Genomic DNA, 16,801 nt, shown 5'->3' on the forward strand with positions numbered 1-16,801 from the left:
TCTAATAAACAGTATATATACTATTTAATTCATCTTCTACTAACTTTACTTCAGGAATAGTTAATTGATTATATATCCCTAAGAAAGCTATATCTGCATTAATGGCGTTACTAGTAGAAGGAGTAGCTTCTAATGGGGCACCAATTCTACAATTAAATATCGCATTCTCTGGATTAAAAGCAGCAGTAGCAGTTGTTAAAGTAGATCCATTATTCCTAAATACTAGAGTATTATCTGATCTGTAATAAGTTAAAGAAATAAGACTCCAAGTATTATTAGTTAAGAAAGCTGAACTACTTCTTATCTGAGGACTAAACCATGTATAGTTATATCCTCTCAAATATAAACTTAATTGATTACTAGAATTCTGCTCTAGGTATAATCCAGTATTATATCTTTCACTATTTCCAGTATCATTAATCTTGGGATTAAATAGATTGAGGATACATGCATTTATTCCTACACTGTTAGGTTTATATATAAGGAATATAGTAAAGCCTTTATCAAAATTAAAGAGTCCATTACTAGCAGTAGCTAAGTCTAAATACTCTACATTGGCTCTAGTGAATCTCATTACATCAATAGAACCTTTAACAGTCATACTAGGTCTATTAGATGAATTAGTTTGCTGGAATAATCTATTGTATCCAGAAGAAGTATCTAACCATTCAGATACTTTACTACTTACTAAAGTAACTCCTAATTCTCCTCTTAATATTAAAGTAGGACTATTAATTTTATTTAGTGGATTAGGTAGAGTATTAGTTGGTATTGCTCTAGAAGTATCACCTTTAACTATTAAATAACTACCTGTTACAGTCTTACCAGCATCTCCTGAGTTAAAGATTAAAGTACCTGTTACTGGATTAATAAGAACTTCATTTAACCCTAATACATCAGTAGGATTAGTTCTAATAATAGCAGGATTACTATAACCAGATATAGAAAAAGACATTTTAGTAGTATCTACATGTTCCATAGCAGTAAATGTAGATATGGGACTTGTACCCCCATAAGGAGATTCAGGTATAAGTAAACTATAAGGGGCGCTATTAGGAATACTAGTAGAACTTAAATTAATAGTTTCTGTAGGGGCACCATACCAAGTAGAAGAGAAAGATAAGTTATTAGTCATATCCTTAATCTCTCCTTCACATACTACTTGAGTATAATATTCATTAATAACTCCCCCTGAACTACCTAACTCTTCCCAAGCTAAGGTTAATCCATCATCTATACCTATTAGATTATCTACAGTAGTATGGGTAGGTTTAGCAGCAGTAGAGGGTACTACCCAATTAGTTCCATTCCATGTAGGTGTATCTAATACCCAAGTAGAATTAATATTATCCCAAGAATAATAATCCCACGCTAATGGATTAGGTATTGCACCTACTGTATTAGCTGCTGTAGTTACACCTGCTGTAGTAATAAATGAGGGTAATGGAGTAAATACTGTATTAGGGGAATAGAACACACCCTTTTCTAATTCAATAGAACCTCCATATAAAGTATTATCTGTATTAATACTTCCTAATAAAAAGCTATCTTGAGTAGAACTATTAACTGTTACATCAGTAGAGTCCATTAAATAATTTTTAGCTACTACATACTTCCCGTTTATAAGACGAGGAAATATATGACCGTCATAAGTAGTATTACCTGTATTAGCTATACCTCCGCTTATATAGTTAGTAAGAGCTGTAGTACTAGCAAAATTAAAAGAATAGAGATATACATATGTTCCAGAAAAAGGATAGAGTACTCTTACAGAAATATACCATCTACTATCTACAGAACATACCAGTATATTAGGATTACTAAACTGAAAAGCTAAAGCGTTATAAGTATTAGTTGTCCATATAGAGTTAGCAGCTATACCCCCATAAAAATCTATCCAATTATTATTTACTGGCCCCGCACTAACTGTTGAACTATCAGAAGCCCACCACCATATAGCTAACTCTCCAGCAGATCTAACTCCACATAATGCTAATCTATCCAATCCACCAGAAGGAGAAGGATTAGGATCTGCTTTGATAAAGAATACTGAGTCATAAGTAGAGCTATATAGATTACTAGCAGCAAAGGTGAATGCTAAAGAAGTATTCCAATTATCAGAGTTATATAACTCTGCACTTCCTGAGTTATTAAAAAGAGCATAAACTTTAGTTCCATAATCTACACCATGACAGGGTAGATTCTTAATCTGAGTAACTGTATCATTATCAGGATCTACACTCCATAATCCAGTAGAAGCGCAAGCTATATAAACAATACCTGTAGTTGTATCTACAGTACATTGCCTAATATCTATTGCATCTAAATCAAAGTTATTAGTGTCGTAGGATTTATACTCTCCATTTAGAACTTGGAATAAAGTAATACCATTCTTATCCCAACAAAGAATCTTCCTCTCTGAATATTTAACAAATCTACATTTACCATTAGGTTCTAAATGAAAATTATTGTGAGGTAAATAAATAGAGTTATCTGCTTGAACAGGCATACTTCCTAAATAAGAAGCTACTTGATTATAAACATTACCATTAAACCCTGTAGTCTTTCTTTTATATATCTTATAAGTAGAAGTTCCTATTACCCCTCCAGTAATTAACTTAAACATATAAAGTTCAGGAAAAGAATTACCATTTAATCCTGACCAAGTACCGTCTAAATTAGGCTTAATAGAACCAGTAGCTAAATTATTAGCATCCTGAAAAGGTAGAGTAGCGTTAGCTGAGTGAGAAAAAAGGGATTTAAATACAGAATTAAATGTAATGTTTCTGGCAGAATAACTATTTGAATACTGACCCGTATAAATACTTCTAACTATTCTCCCTAAAAAGCTTGTATTAGTACTTAATAATGTACTAGTAAAAGTAACTTTTCTAAGTAATTTATCTATAGTACTGGATGAGGAACTAGCACTAGCTTGGAAATGTGTCCCACGATTATAAAAAGTAGGTCTAGTGTAATTACTACTAGGAATATTAGATAGACTAGGCATATGAGTACCTACATATAATCTTCCATTAGGAGATCTATTAGTAGGAGTACTACCTCCAGTGTTATGGTTAGTAAAAGGAGTATTACTAGTTATAGTATCTCCTACATCTTTAGCATAATCTAGAAATACAGAATCAAAAGGCACTCTTAATCTATATACAAAATCTATTATTTCTGTAGCATTCTGTGTACATGGAGTATCTAGTACTACATAAGCCATAGCTTGAGTAGATAAAGAGTTAGCAGGATAGTTAGCTTGACTACCACAATGGTCTATAGAAGAAGATAGTTTAGTTAAAGCTATAGTTTTAAATGTTCTAGAGTAACCATTACCTACCCCATATAAAGATTCAGTAGAACCTAATCTCTGTCTTATTTCAATAATGTAATCTGTATTAGCAGTAGATGGGATAATAGATATATAAGGGCCAGCATTAGCGACATTAGTTATTGCAGTAGCAATGAATCCATCTAAGAATAATATTGATCTACCATAATCAATAGTATTAGTAGAAATAGAAATATTACTAAGAAATATACTGCCTCTCTCTTCTATAAGAGTAGGGAAGGAAATACTATCTGAATAGTTAACTATTCTATTAATAAAACTATTAGTAATATTATTCTTATATCTCTTATTAAATCTTTCTACTAAAGTGTTCTCATCTTTAATAGATATTTCAAATTCACCTTGTAAAAGATTATCCAATCTGATATCCTCCAGCATTAAATTGATATGGCTGATTAGTTATAGTGTTTGTAGAACCATAACTAGTATTAGTTAATAAATAGCTAGTTCCTTCTTGATAAATTAAAGGAGCATTAAAAGAGTATGAAACATTATTTATACTATTTGATGAGCCATAACTAAAATGATTAACTAAGTAACTAGTTACTTGTTGATTAATAATTGGTGAGTTAAAAGAATAAGAAATATTGCTTTTAGTATTACTAGAACCATAAGAAATACTATTAGATATAAACTCTTCTACAACACCAAAGTTAGAATTAGATTTAAAGTAAAAGGGTTTAGTTCTCTTTACTTCTACATTACCTAACTCATCTTTATAATAAATAGCTAATAAATGATTATACCCCTGAATAGTAGATATAGCTGATGTTTCACTAGCTAATACCTGATCAACAAGAGTATAGTTACCAGTAGTATTTATATATAGTTCAGCTTTATATACCTTACTAATATTAAAACTAGAATAATCCCAACTTAGTATTGCTTCAGGAGTTAGATTACTTAAATAGTAACTATTCTCTATTCCTAAAGGCCCTAATACACCTGCTTTAATATCAAGGGGTAATAAATCATCAGCTACATAGTTCTCAGATACCCTACTAATAGAAAGAGGTAAGGTTGAGAACAAAGAGGTATTAAGAGTTAAGTCTTTAAACTTAGAGCTATCAAAGCTAGAAGTTATTCTTAGTACTATTGGTTGATTACCAGCTACAAAGTTATTAGGAAATACTATTGTAGGAGTAATAGAATTTGGGTTCTCTATAGTTATAGAGGGGCCGCTAACTTGAGTCCATTCAAATCCTATAGAAGAAGAAGAAGTAGCTACAGTTATAAGTAAAGGCTGATTAAAACAAACATAATATATCTGCTCAGGTATTACATTAAACTCTAAAGGAGGAGCTGGAAAGAATAGAAACCTTTTCATGCTTTTATATCTTCTCCATCTACTAATTCAATAGAAGTGTTTATCTCTTCTATTAGAGGAATAAATCTATCTCTCCAACCCATATCTATATAAGCATTTATTCTGAATAGAATATGTCCCATATGGAAATATGAATTAGCCCCAGTACTCCATTTAAAACTAGAGTAGTTAGTATGAATAATATCTAATCCTTCTAACTGTCCTGGGAATTCAGGATTAAGAGGAAATTTCTTATGGTGAGATATATCATATAGAGCTAATCTAGTTAATTCTAAATAGTCACTGATAATATCAAAAGGAGGATTAATAGAAAGTTCTACTTGAGTAGTTTGAGGACTAGTTGAGTAATAATCTAAAGGACTCATTACTACTTCTTTAGGTATAGTAATTAAATCTCTATCATCACTTATATCTAACCCATCAATAGAGACTTCCCTATAAGAATAAGAGACTATGAAATGATACATAGCCTCTTCTATATTACGTCCCATATTATAAGCTTTATATAAAACTGAAGGGTTAACTGCACTAGGTAAAGGGAAGTTACCATCTTCAGTTACTTGAGCAAATCCAGGAAATATAGAACAAGTTAATCCTTCATTTAAAGGAATACCTGACATAAATCTAAAATTAGATATAGGTATAACTTCTTTAGATATAGGATGAAGAACTAAAGGAGCAATTAATAAAGGATGATTCGATAAGAATTTAAATATTGAATAAGATAATTGAGATAACGAAGGAACTACAGATTTATAAAGCATGATTAGGGTTCTCTCTATTATTAACCCTTCTTAAAAAGTCTATTTTATCGTATACATTCTGTATTCTAGGAGAGTGGGATGACTTTACAGAACGGGCTACACCATAATCTTTATTATCTACTATATAAGTAGAAGAGTTACTTAAAGAAGAATCAGACATAGAAGTTGCATCAATAATTAAAGATCGGGGCTTAACTCTAAATTCAGTTTTTATAGCTAGAGATCTACCAGTAGCTATCTCTAATCCTGGTATCTCTGTAAGAATATCTATTACTTCTTTTATTTCTAGTTTAGTTTTCTTAAAAGCCGTAAATTGTAAACCATAACATATCTTACTATCCTGAATTAAAGTAGAAACTAATCCTGCTAATACATCAGTATATTGAGATATAGGATATATAGCTTTAAGTATCTCTATCAGAGAATCTTCTACTGATAATGAGTTAAGGTTTATAGATAAACTATTATCATTATTTAGATATTTCTTAGTTTGAGGAAATAATTTAGGATCAAAAGAACTTAATCTAAGTCTTAATTCCCCACTAACTGAAGTATAACCATCAGCTAATCTAAACCAGAAGGTATCTAAGATATAGTCTTGTTTAGCAGTACTAGTAGAACTACTAGATACATTCTTAAGAAGAGCTTTAACATCTCCATTCTGAACTAATAGAGTAATAGACTTAGGCCCCCTTTTATCTAGATAAGAATAAGAAGGATTAAGTCCATATACTAGACCATCTATATAAGGTATGGAGTAACTAGTATTGTTTCTAATAGAGGGATTAATAAAATCAGAAGAATCAGAATATAAACTATCCCAATAGATTGTATTAGTTAAAGATTGACCAGTATTATCAGCAACACATATATAAGAGATACCAGCCGCATCTACTATATCACCAGCAACATAAGCAGTAATATTATCCCAGTTACCTTTATAAGCAATAGAAGTTATAAGATTAGGTTTGACCGCTTTAGCATATTCAATCTTATCTATAGTATAGAACTTTAGTATTATTAATTCTCTACTAACAATATTGCTGTGTCTTCTAGCATTGAATGTTAATGAGTTAACTTGCTGAACCATTCTAAAGGCTAATACCTTTCTTTCATGTTCATCATTATCTATTTCATATAACTTCTTTTTAACTAGTACTATATTTGCTAAAGAAGCACTTCCTTTATTAGGAGAGGCTAGGATATTAGTTAATGCGCCGCCAGTTAAGGAATTATTCTCCAAACAAGCAGTATTAAAAGTATCTGCTAGTGTATCTATAACTTCATCAGCAGTCCATCCATCTCTAATAAAGAAAGAACCTTCAATAGGAGGATTCACTTGTAAGGTAGGATGTATCTGAGTTACTGCCTGTGTAAGTTGTTCAGCATCAGCTATTATTAAAGGTTCTCCTTCCATTGAAGATATATAATACCAACCTAATGCTATCTTAGTAGATGGTATAGATAGACTACTTAGAGTTCTAACAGTCATCTCTACATCTAAATCTTCTAGTCTTAAAGGTTCTTTAATAGGAACCTGATTAAATAAACTTTCAGGAAGAGTAGTTTTATCTATATCTAAAGCTATATAAATAGTTTCATTAGAATTATTAGCACTAGGTAATGTAATAGAAGAAGATTCTACTTTTCTACCAGTCTCATATAGTTTAATTATCCTATCTAAATCAACAATAGCTTGTTCTTCTATCTTATTACCTAGATCTATATTCTTAATATCTGAATTAATAGGTAATTGTCTTATAAGGATAGAAGCCGTTAGAGCAGCAGCTATACTAGTTATACCTTCACTGAAAGGACTGGTTCCTAAAGTCATAAAGTTAACTACGTTCTGAATTAACTCAGAGAAGTTACTTTCATTAGTGGAATATCCAGGAGCAGTATATCCAGTACCAGAAGTTAATTGTCCTACTGGATTGTTGTTAAATAAGAAAGTATTATCTAAGTTTTTAGAGGCAGCTAATATAAGACCTATTCTAGGATATACCTGTACTTGAGCTACTCTAATAACTTCAGTTGGTTTCCTCTCGTAAGGTTTTATTAAAGAGGAATAAGAGATTACCATATCAGTAAAATCTATCTGATTTACTTCAAGGAACTCTTTAATAATAGAATTCCCAGAGAAGAATCCTTCTCCGGGACTAGCTCCACCAAAATTAGACATATTAGTTTTATTTTATTCGGCAGTTTTCTGAATTGTATATTCTTGATCCAGAATGTCTTGGATGACTTTAGATTTAGTACTATATGTAATATTATAAGATTTACAAATAACTTCTAAATCTTTTCTAATCTTTCCTAATAACTCTCTTTCTCTTTCGTCTCTTAAAGGAGTTGAAGGTTTATTCTCTTGTTCTAATATACTAGCTACTAAATGACTAACATTAGAATCTAAAAGGGGAACTTCCCCCTTAGATTCTAATATCATTTCTTCTCCAATAATAACTGGAGGCTGAGTATAATTCAAATCTGGAATAGCTTCCCCTTTATTAGTATTTAGAGATAGTTGAGCTAGTACTTCCTTTTCTATATGTACCATTTGAGAATAATCATTGAAGGAAGAAGATAGAAAAAGTAATTCTTTATATTCTTCTTCTTTATCTGTATCTAAATAGAAGTCTTCACCAGTAGTAACAAAATGATTCTTACTACCATATACATATCTAAAAGGAGCTAATACCAATACTCTGACTTTCATAAATCTAAATTATTTAGCAAACATTTCAACTACTGATTCTACAGCTAAACTAGCCCCTAATGTCAACTTTACTAAAGGTTCTGGATCACCATAACGTGTTAGTTTACTAACAGGTAATTGATTACCAAATCTTAAAGTAAAAGGAGCAGGACTCATATATATAGGATCAATACGACCTAAAGAAGCTGCATCTTTCTTAGTAAGATATCTAGTAACACCATAGTTCTTTACTACTTGACCAATAGGCATATTAGAAGCATATTCATACTCAAATACAGCTACATGAGTTTTACCTGAAGCAGTAAACGTACTAGCAGTTGTTAAATCAACAACTGTACCATTAATATCTGCAATAGCATCTGATTGGCTAGCATAATTCTTAGCAGATTTTAATAGATACTTTCTGCTAGGCATAAAAGCTGTGTTAGCCGCAGCTATAGCATATACTCTTCTCTGTGCTGGAATTAGACCAACTTTAGACTTGAAATCTAAAAACTGATCTCTAGACATTACTGAGAGAGCATTTCTCTTAGGAGAGTTATCTACTGTAGCTACTTCTGCTAGAACTAGATCAAATCCAATAGGTGCAAAAGGTTGTAGTTGATATAATGGATCCCACTGTCTACGTTCTGCTTCATAATAAGCATTGAAGATTGTGATTTCATCAGTAGTAGCAGTGCCGTTATAAACTTTTTTAGATAAAGCTTGTAAGCCACCTTTAGCTAATACACCTTGTTCTACATCACTAGGAAAGAAAGTATGAGCAATAGCTTCAGCAGTTTGTGGATCAGCAGCTACATAATAAGAATTACCCGCAGCTTCAGCAGCAGAACGACTAGAAGGTTCTAGATATTTAGGTACTGCACCAATAATAAAAGATTGACCTTGAGCAACTAAAGAAGATAAAGTACTAAAGTCAATTGATTTACCTGTGAAACTATAATCAGTACCTTCTACTTCAAGCAAACCCCCATCAAATTCAATAAGATCATCAGTAATAGTATATGTTGGAGATTTCTTTAGGTAGCATTGAGCGTAAGTTTTATCTCCACCTTGAGTTCTAGCTCCGGGAAATATTTGGTTTAAGAAAAGTAAACCCATTGTTAATTATTAATTCCTGTATAAATTTTGATTAATATAAGATTCAACTCTCAGTTAATCGCAGATATAACAATTAACTGAGATATATAAAATTGAATCAATATAGTATATATATAATTAGAAAAGTAAGTGGAAAAGATCTCCAAGTACACCAAGACGTTGTTCAATTTGATCAACAGTACATACTGTCATATGAGCAACTCTATCTGGATACTTGAGATATGGCATACCTGCATTACCCATTTGTACATACATACCAGGAGCAGCAGGGATTTGTGTTTCAGTTTGTACTCTAGTCCACAGACCAGGAGCTCCACCAGATTCTTCAGATACACAATATTGTGTTCTACCTGGAGCTTCACTAGCACCTTGACTATCTTGTTCTGCTACAAAGACAATTTTATTCTTAGGCCAAATTCTCTTAACAAGACCATCAGTAGGATCTTTATAGATAGTATCTACTATACGAATAGGAATACCTGCAATAGTGGCTAATTTACCTTCACCATCAAGTGTGATAGAACCATTACGCATTGGCACTCCACCATTAGGAACTAATAGACCCACACCAGCAGCAGTAGTATTCTGACCAGCAGTTACACCAAAACGAGGAATCCATCCACCCATAGCTATCTTAATCTCATTGTTCATTGAGATAATATCTCTAAGCTCTGGGCCCATATACATGGCAGTTAGCTTAACTTTATTAGTATCTCTAAACCAATTAGAGAATCTAGTAACACAATCAATAATAGCTGCATCTGGTTCTGTCCAAGGAACTCCGGCACCACTAGCTGCTGGATCAGCAACGTTAGCATCTACTAGAGTTCTAAATAGAGAATGTTCTGCTCTACCTCTAAAACCTGAAGTAACATTATAAGCCCACATGTTATGAGCAGGTATTCTACTAGATACAGCAGCGCCTACTTGAGTACGAGGATCAGTATAGTTAATACCACCTAGTAACATCATAGCTCTATAGATATTCCAAGTCTGGTTATGTTGATTAACCATTCTTGTCATCTTAGTTTGAATCTGTTCTGCTGGAGACCATCTTTCATTTAAGGTACCAGGTCTAACTCTACTATTAATTTCTCCATAAGAGATAAAAGTAGAACGTCTAATATAAAGAGGTTGAACAACTCTACGAGTCATCGTACCTTCGTTATCAGAAAGAATAACGTCAGGCTTACCCATTTCTACCATTGGGAAAATGGTATCAATACCTTGGAAATTCTGTTCTATAACTACATGTCTCTCTAGAATATTTTCTTCTGGAAACAATTCTGTTAGAGGAGTATTACCTACTAAAGGAACTATAGATTTAGCTAGTTCAGTAAACGTAGGTTCTCCAGGCAACGAATGGTTAGCAACAGTAATCTGTTCACTAACATAAGGGCCAAAATTAGGAGTCGCTAAAATAGGATTCATTATAAATTAATTACCTTAAAAGTATTATTGACCCAGCTTTAATTTAGTAGCTTTGTCTTTATTAGATTGAATAATCTCTTTCATGCTGGCTTCTAAACCAGTTGGAGAGCTGATAGATTGACCAAACTGTTCATAAGTAACAGGCTCAGTTTTAATAGCATCCATTACTAATGAAGTGATTACTTCCAATACTGATTTAGATTCTTCGTTACCCGCAGCAGTAGATAGTTTAATAACATTACTATTACTATCTAAAGCAGATTCAATTTGACTAAATCTTTCAATAAAAGAAGCTGGCATTCCTTGATCTACTAGCTTTGAGTATCTAGCAGTTCTTTCTGCTTTAGCTACAGAAGTAGAGAATGCTTGAGAGATTTCTTGCTGCTTATTTAAAGCATTACTTAAATCAGCTATCTTACTATTAAGACCTTCAATAAGTTGACTATTCTGAGCCTTCATAGCTTCTAGTTGCTTTTCGTAAGCAATAGAAAGATTATCTGTAACCTGTTTAATAAGAGCTGCTACATCTAACTTAGCTTGGGGCTCTTCAACTACAGATGTCGAAGAAGTAGTAACAATAGCAGGCTGAATAGGTTGTTCTAAAATTGGAGTTGGAATAGTTGCTGTAGGAGCTATTCCTGTAACTGTATTACCTGTAGCTTCTAGTACAGCATTAACAGCTTCAGTAACAGTTTCTACATTATTGTTTTGTTGTGACATTTCAATATCTGAACTAGTTAAATTAGTATCATCTATTGATAGTTTAATCATGAATACAGATCTGCTTTGTGGGCAGTCATTCTGCTTACTATTATCTATTTCTTCAGAAGCATTAACAGATAATGCTTGAACTTTTAAATCCCTAAAAGGAATAAAAGGAGAATTAGTTAAAGCAACTCTAGTTAATACAACTCCTAAATTCTCACCAGTTTCTTTACTTTTAAAATTCCTTATAAGTTCAGGAGATACATATTCATACTCTCCATTAAGAACTAATTTATAAGTATCTTCAGGACAAGAATATAAACCATATAGAATATTATCTTCTATAGATAACTTTTGTAGTTCACCTTTCTTAAGTTCAGCGTCTACCGCTTCATATTCAGGATCAGTAGAGTGACCATAAGTAATATAAGAAGTAAAACCTAAAGCGTCATTCTCAAAGTTAGATAGTACTGAATTGAATTCATAGTCATCAAACTTAACTTGTCCATATTTCTCATGGTAGAAATTTCCTTTCTTAGCAATAGGTATCTTTAACATACCTTGTGAAAAGTAAAGGCGGCTTTCTAATATATCTTCATATACTTCTTCTTTAGGAGAAATATCTTCTATCTCCTTCTTAATCCATAATCTACAATAACCTTGAGGACTGATAGAACCTTCTACTACTGAACAAGCATTCTCGTAGTAATAGCTACATGTTTCACATTTAATACTTCTATTAGATAGATAGAGAGGAGACTCATTAGTATATAGAGCTTCTTCTTGAGAGAAAGAACCAGTCTGAGATATTACCTGATCTATGCTATCTTCAAGTAATTCTTCTTTAGATATATCTGTATCCATATATTGCTTTTGATATTATCAATCTAAATAATATCTATATATGCAATAGTAAGTGGTAGGAAGGATTGCCTATTTAGTTTATGAGTAGATTATCTAATATCTATATTGAAATATTTCAATATAGATATTAGATATGAATCCAACAATAATAGATATTCCACAAGGTATAAGAAGTGATGCAGTTGATAAATTAAACTATTTACTAGCTCTTATGGCTGATCTTTATTCTCAATTTAAAACTGCTCATTGGAATGTAAAAGGTATGAACTTTATATCTTTACATAAGATGTTTGATGACTTAGCAGGGGAAGTGGATGGGCATGTAGATAGTATTGCTGAAAGATTAGTAGCTTTAGGGGGAATAGCTTATGGAACTATAAAGATGGCAGCTTCTAGTAGTACTCTAAGTGAGTTATCTATCGAACAGTTTAATGGAGCTAGTTACTTAAAAAGTCTAGCTATTAATATAGTTAAGATTACTTCTCTATTAAGAGAATATAGCGGCGCATTAGATTCTAGTGGAGATATAACAACAGCTAACTTTTTGCTAGAATTAGCATATTCGTTAGACAAAATGTTGTATTTTATAGAGTCTCACTTATCTAATGCTTAAACTAATTAATTCTATTCTTTCTGAGAATCCTACTGCTGATATAACCTTAATCAACAAACTACAGCTTCTAGTAGATAAATATAATCTTAAATGGGTTCCTTCTAAATTAGGTAAGGGGGCCTATTTTATTATGCACACCCTTAGTACTAGTAAAGAACTGAGTTATGAAAACTATAGAAGGAATTGGAGTAAATCTAATAAACTTCAAGGTAAAGGAATGTTATTGAAAGGAGATAATCTCAAATCATTTAAAAAGATATATAAAGATATTCATAAGGTTAATTTAGGTGCTAATTTAAATAGCTTATGGATAGGTGATTGGTTACATGCTTATGATTATTTAACTAAGATAGTAAATAATGCGGCTGGTAAAACTTCTAAAGTTCAAAAGCCTAAACTTAAATTAGTTAATGGAGGAAAGACTAGTTGGGCTAGTGAATTTGATATTCAAGAAGAGTTAGTAAAACTAGCTTCTTACTCTAATCTTAATTTAAGAAGAGAATATGTAATTGATAATCTTCTAAAGAATAAGACTAACAATCTAGCTAGAACAAGAAGATATGATTTAGTTCATATATCAGATAAGAGAGTAGTTATATATGAATTAAAGAAAGGACTTCTAACAATAGAAGATGTATCTACTTCTTTAGGGGAGAAAGGATATATGAATCTAGCTAGGAGCCACTTTGGTAAAGAAGTAAAGTTAGTATTTCTTAGTCCTATAGGGATACAAGAAGAAGCTAAGAGATTAATAGATGAGATGTCAAATATAGGATTCTTAAAAGTAAATGATTTTGCTAAAGCTATATATTTATCTATTGAAGAAGAGATGAAGAAAAAAGATTCTTTATGGTTTGCTAGAGAGAGAATCTTACCTCAATTTCCTAGATTACTAAAAGAGTTAATAGTTAAAAGAGAGGCGGCATGAAATCATTAGAGAGAATATTATCTACTAAAGCTCTACTAGAAATATTAGAAAAGAATGTTAGTGAGCCAGAGATAGATAAAGAAGAAGGTAAATTAAGATTTAAGATAGCTAAGTTAACGAGAGATAGATCAGTATCTATTGATCTAGATAAGATAGCTTGGGGCCCATTAGAAACTGTATATGAATCTAATGTAGCGGCTCTAATGATAATGAGAGGCTACTTAATATTTCCTATAGAAGGAGGATGGATAGTAGTTAATCCTGAAGGAGAAGAATATCAAATAGATGGAAATAGTTGTACTTGTAAAGGTAATAGTTATAATCCATCTAGTAGATGTAGTCATTTAATATTAAGAGATTGGATGCTCAATTATAGAGCTAGAGGAAATGAATATAGATTAGATAAAGGATATTAAAATAGGCGGCTAGATTAGCCGCCTATTTTATTTACTTGTTACTTTTTTCTTATCTTTAATAGGTGATGCCTTAGGTATAGAGGGCATAACTTTAGAATCTTTCTTAGCTTTAGAAGCGGTAGAAGAATTAGAACTATCTCCATCAATATTAGTATTCTGATTGATATTAATACGTTCTTGTCTTCTATCTGGGAAGATAACAGTAAAGTCATCTTTATCAATTTCTCTATCTGGGAATTCAACTAACTCTCTAACATGTTTGAAATCTATTTCATTAGAAGGATTAATAAACCCTAGATTAGATAACGAATCAATAGCTTCTATAAGAGTCTTCAGTTCACTATTTCTAGTCGGTCTCTTTTGTATAGATCCACTTAAATAGGCTTTTGGGTTTCTTCTAGGATCAAAATTATATTGAATTAACTGTGCGCATAGCTGATTAGTAAAAGGCTGAACTATGCTATCAAATAGAGAAGATACAAATGTATTAAATAATTCTAACTGTCTTTCAGATGCGCCTCCACTTCCTAATCTATTAGAATTATCTCTCATAAGAAGATTAGGTATTCCCAATCCCATCATCATATTATTATCACAAAGTTCTATAGCTTGATTGAAACTATCAGAGAAATTGTTTCCAGTAGTAATGGCTTCTACTTTAATAGGTTGATCTTTACTTATCTGTGTGAACACTAATGCAGTTTCACCAGATAGATTCTGCATCTCTTCTGTTGTAACTTCATGTAGAGTCTTAGGTCTTATAGTTCCATCTGGCTCCTCTACTGTTTCTCTAGTATCTACTGGAGGTACGACAACATATATAAGAGGAGTGCCATATCTATCAAGAGCTACAGTTAACATATCTCTATAAGCTTCTTTAAAATAATGATAAGGAAGCACGGGTTCTAGAATAGACTTTCCATATGGATTATTTCCTTCTCCATTAAGAGTTATATATACTCTTTTACTTTTAGGTAGTCTGACTAGGTTACCTAAGATCTCTCTTTTAGAGGAGTAATATCTACTATTGAGTAAAGGATAAGGAGCTGGTACCCATACACCAGATTTGAAGGGACTATGTGTTACCTTATCTCCATCTTTAACTACACCGAAATCATTTAAGTGTAAATATACTTGCAGTGGATGATAATTAATTAGACTATCTACCCATACCTGAGGAGTTTCATTAGGGCCTATCTTCTTCTGCCAATTTATTTCTGATACTCCATAACCACACCATAAAGAAGGAGTAGCTATTTCTATAATCCACTTCTTAATATTATCTTGAATATTAGCTTGTACAAAGTCATCTATTTCAGGATCAGGATGTGAATAGGAACCAATTCGAGCTATTAAAGCTTGAATAATATATTCTAAACCTTGTTTAATAATAGGTTCTTTTCTTCTAACTGAATCCCAAGCAGCAAGTTGATAATAGGAAGGCTTGGTACTAAAAGAAAACTCCTCACCATTAGAATTATATGAAGTTGCTCTTCCTAACTGACTATATACTAAAGGCTGCTTTCTAAATATTGCAGTAGTATTAGATGGGGGATCTGTAGGAATTACTGATATATTGCCTTCTGTAGGATGTAAATCAGCCATTTAGATAAATAAATATATAAATTAATAAGTACTTATCTAACTTTACATAGATAAGTACTTATTAAGTAAGTAGTTAAGGTAGATGAAAAGTAGGTCTATTTATTGAAGCCATATGATTAGCAGGAGCTAAGTCTTCTATCTTTTTAGACATCTCATCAAAAGTCTTCTTCTGTTCTTTATTCTGCTCATCTACAAAATTACTTACTGAAGAATAAACAGCTTCTTGCCAAAACTCATCTAAAGCTAAATACTCTTCTAATGACATGTGAGTAATATTAGCTATTATTATCCATTTATCTAAAGATGCCGCCTTCCTAATATTATTACCAACTCTTTCTACATAAGAATGTTTAATAAATATTAAATCTTCATCAATAGGATAAGGTTGATTTATAAACCTATTTGATAGAGTTAGAGAACCATCCCAATAAGCATGTCTATCTATATGATTAGGAATAATAGAACTAAATCTAGAGTATTGAACTAATACAGAATCTTCAGAGAAATAATATATTAGTTTAAATGGTTCTAGGCTGGTAGCTTGGCTGCTTTTGGTTTCTGCGTAGTATCTCCAGTCACTCCCATTAACTTTTTTGCCTGGTCTTCAGCAGCTTTTCTAGCTTTCTCATCAAGAGAAAACATATTCATAAATACTTCCATATAGAAAGATTGGTCTCTTAAGTCCCAACTATCAAATATAGTAATAGGTTCTGCTTCCCAATATTGTTCTACTGCAATATTATCTACGTGGGTTAAACACTTTACTGCTAGTAAATCTTCTGCTAAATATCCTGCTGTTTTATCAAACTCTCTTAGAATATCTCTTCTATCTTTAAATGATGGAGCTCTAAAAGAAATGTCTTTACCACTAGGTAATTTAATATTATACATAAACTCAATATGTCAGTTCTAATCTTCAATACTAGAGACTGTAGTTGCTAGAAAGTGGGCACTATTTAAATAGTCTTATTAG

The 16,801-nt window shown here is 31.9% G+C and carries 14 protein-coding genes; 3 read left to right on the forward strand and 11 right to left on the reverse strand.

The window, feature by feature from the left end; all coding sequences use genetic code 11:
* Position 1: 1 nt before the first annotated feature.
* From AACW45_RS10925 to AACW45_RS10960, 8 genes are all read right to left on the reverse strand, one after another.
* Complete coding sequence (locus tag AACW45_RS10925) at positions 2 to 3,718, reverse strand: hypothetical protein (RefSeq protein ID WP_190627593.1); 3,717 nt, start codon at positions 3,716 to 3,718, stop codon at positions 2 to 4.
* Entirely contained in the window at positions 3,711 to 4,685 is a 975-nt protein-coding gene (locus AACW45_RS10930; RefSeq protein ID WP_190627594.1) for a hypothetical protein, read from the reverse strand. Before AACW45_RS10930 ends, AACW45_RS10925 begins: the two co-directional genes overlap by 8 nt.
* Entirely contained in the window at positions 4,682 to 5,449 is a 768-nt protein-coding gene (locus tag AACW45_RS10935) for a hypothetical protein (protein ID WP_190627596.1), read from the reverse strand. Before AACW45_RS10935 ends, AACW45_RS10930 begins: the two co-directional genes overlap by 4 nt.
* On the reverse strand, positions 5,439 to 7,631 hold the full coding sequence (locus AACW45_RS10940) for a hypothetical protein (protein WP_190627598.1): 2,193 nt from the start codon (positions 7,629 to 7,631) through the stop codon (positions 5,439 to 5,441). Before AACW45_RS10940 ends, AACW45_RS10935 begins: the two co-directional genes overlap by 11 nt.
* A gap of 12 nt (positions 7,632 to 7,643) precedes the next feature.
* Complete coding sequence (locus AACW45_RS10945) at positions 7,644 to 8,165, reverse strand: hypothetical protein (RefSeq protein ID WP_190627600.1); 522 nt, start codon at positions 8,163 to 8,165, stop codon at positions 7,644 to 7,646.
* A 9-nt stretch (positions 8,166 to 8,174) separates the two neighbouring features.
* Positions 8,175 to 9,266, reverse strand: coding sequence for a hypothetical protein (locus AACW45_RS10950; RefSeq protein ID WP_190627602.1), 1,092 nt, complete (start codon positions 9,264 to 9,266; stop codon positions 8,175 to 8,177).
* 117 nt (positions 9,267 to 9,383) lie between these two features.
* Positions 9,384 to 10,697, reverse strand: coding sequence for a major capsid protein (locus AACW45_RS10955; RefSeq protein WP_190627604.1), 1,314 nt, complete (start codon positions 10,695 to 10,697; stop codon positions 9,384 to 9,386).
* A gap of 24 nt (positions 10,698 to 10,721) precedes the next feature.
* A complete protein-coding gene (locus tag AACW45_RS10960) occupies positions 10,722 to 12,266 on the reverse strand; it encodes a hypothetical protein (protein ID WP_190627606.1) in 1,545 nt (514 codons plus the stop codon).
* A gap of 133 nt (positions 12,267 to 12,399) precedes the next feature.
* Between AACW45_RS10960 and dps the strand changes: the two genes are divergently transcribed.
* Genes dps through AACW45_RS10975 form a run of 3 tightly spaced genes read left to right on the forward strand, consistent with a single transcriptional unit; the run spans position 12,400 to position 14,223 of the window.
* The gene (gene dps / locus AACW45_RS10965) at positions 12,400 to 12,879 is read left to right on the forward strand and encodes a DNA starvation/stationary phase protection protein Dps (RefSeq protein ID WP_190627607.1); all 480 of its coding nucleotides are present in this window, start codon (positions 12,400 to 12,402) and stop codon (positions 12,877 to 12,879) included.
* Positions 12,872 to 13,807 carry a hypothetical protein gene (locus AACW45_RS10970; protein ID WP_190627608.1) on the forward strand — a complete coding sequence of 312 codons (936 nt, stop codon included), beginning with the start codon at positions 12,872 to 12,874 and terminating at the stop codon, positions 13,805 to 13,807. The genes dps and AACW45_RS10970 overlap by 8 nt, the downstream gene beginning before the upstream one ends.
* The gene (locus tag AACW45_RS10975; RefSeq protein ID WP_190627610.1) at positions 13,804 to 14,223 is read left to right on the forward strand and encodes a hypothetical protein; all 420 of its coding nucleotides are present in this window, start codon (positions 13,804 to 13,806) and stop codon (positions 14,221 to 14,223) included. The genes AACW45_RS10970 and AACW45_RS10975 overlap by 4 nt, the downstream gene beginning before the upstream one ends.
* A 27-nt stretch (positions 14,224 to 14,250) precedes the next feature.
* Here AACW45_RS10975 and AACW45_RS10980 read toward each other — a convergent pair whose 3' ends face one another.
* The 3 genes from AACW45_RS10980 to AACW45_RS10990 all read right to left on the reverse strand — a co-directional run bounded on the left by AACW45_RS10980 (position 14,251) and on the right by AACW45_RS10990 (position 16,719).
* Entirely contained in the window at positions 14,251 to 15,828 is a 1,578-nt protein-coding gene (locus AACW45_RS10980; protein ID WP_190627612.1) for a phage portal protein family protein, read from the reverse strand.
* A 73-nt stretch (positions 15,829 to 15,901) separates the two neighbouring features.
* Positions 15,902 to 16,093 carry a hypothetical protein gene (locus AACW45_RS10985; protein ID WP_190627614.1) on the reverse strand — a complete coding sequence of 64 codons (192 nt, stop codon included), beginning with the start codon at positions 16,091 to 16,093 and terminating at the stop codon, positions 15,902 to 15,904.
* Positions 16,094 to 16,356: 263 nt separating this feature from the next.
* Complete coding sequence (locus AACW45_RS10990; RefSeq protein ID WP_190627616.1) at positions 16,357 to 16,719, reverse strand: hypothetical protein; 363 nt, start codon at positions 16,717 to 16,719, stop codon at positions 16,357 to 16,359.
* Between the last annotated feature and the right edge of the window lie 82 nt (positions 16,720 to 16,801).

Source organism: Calothrix sp. FACHB-168 (genome assembly GCF_963889195.1).
Lineage (GTDB): Bacteria > Cyanobacteriota > Cyanobacteriia > Cyanobacteriales > Nostocaceae > Aulosira > Aulosira anomala_A.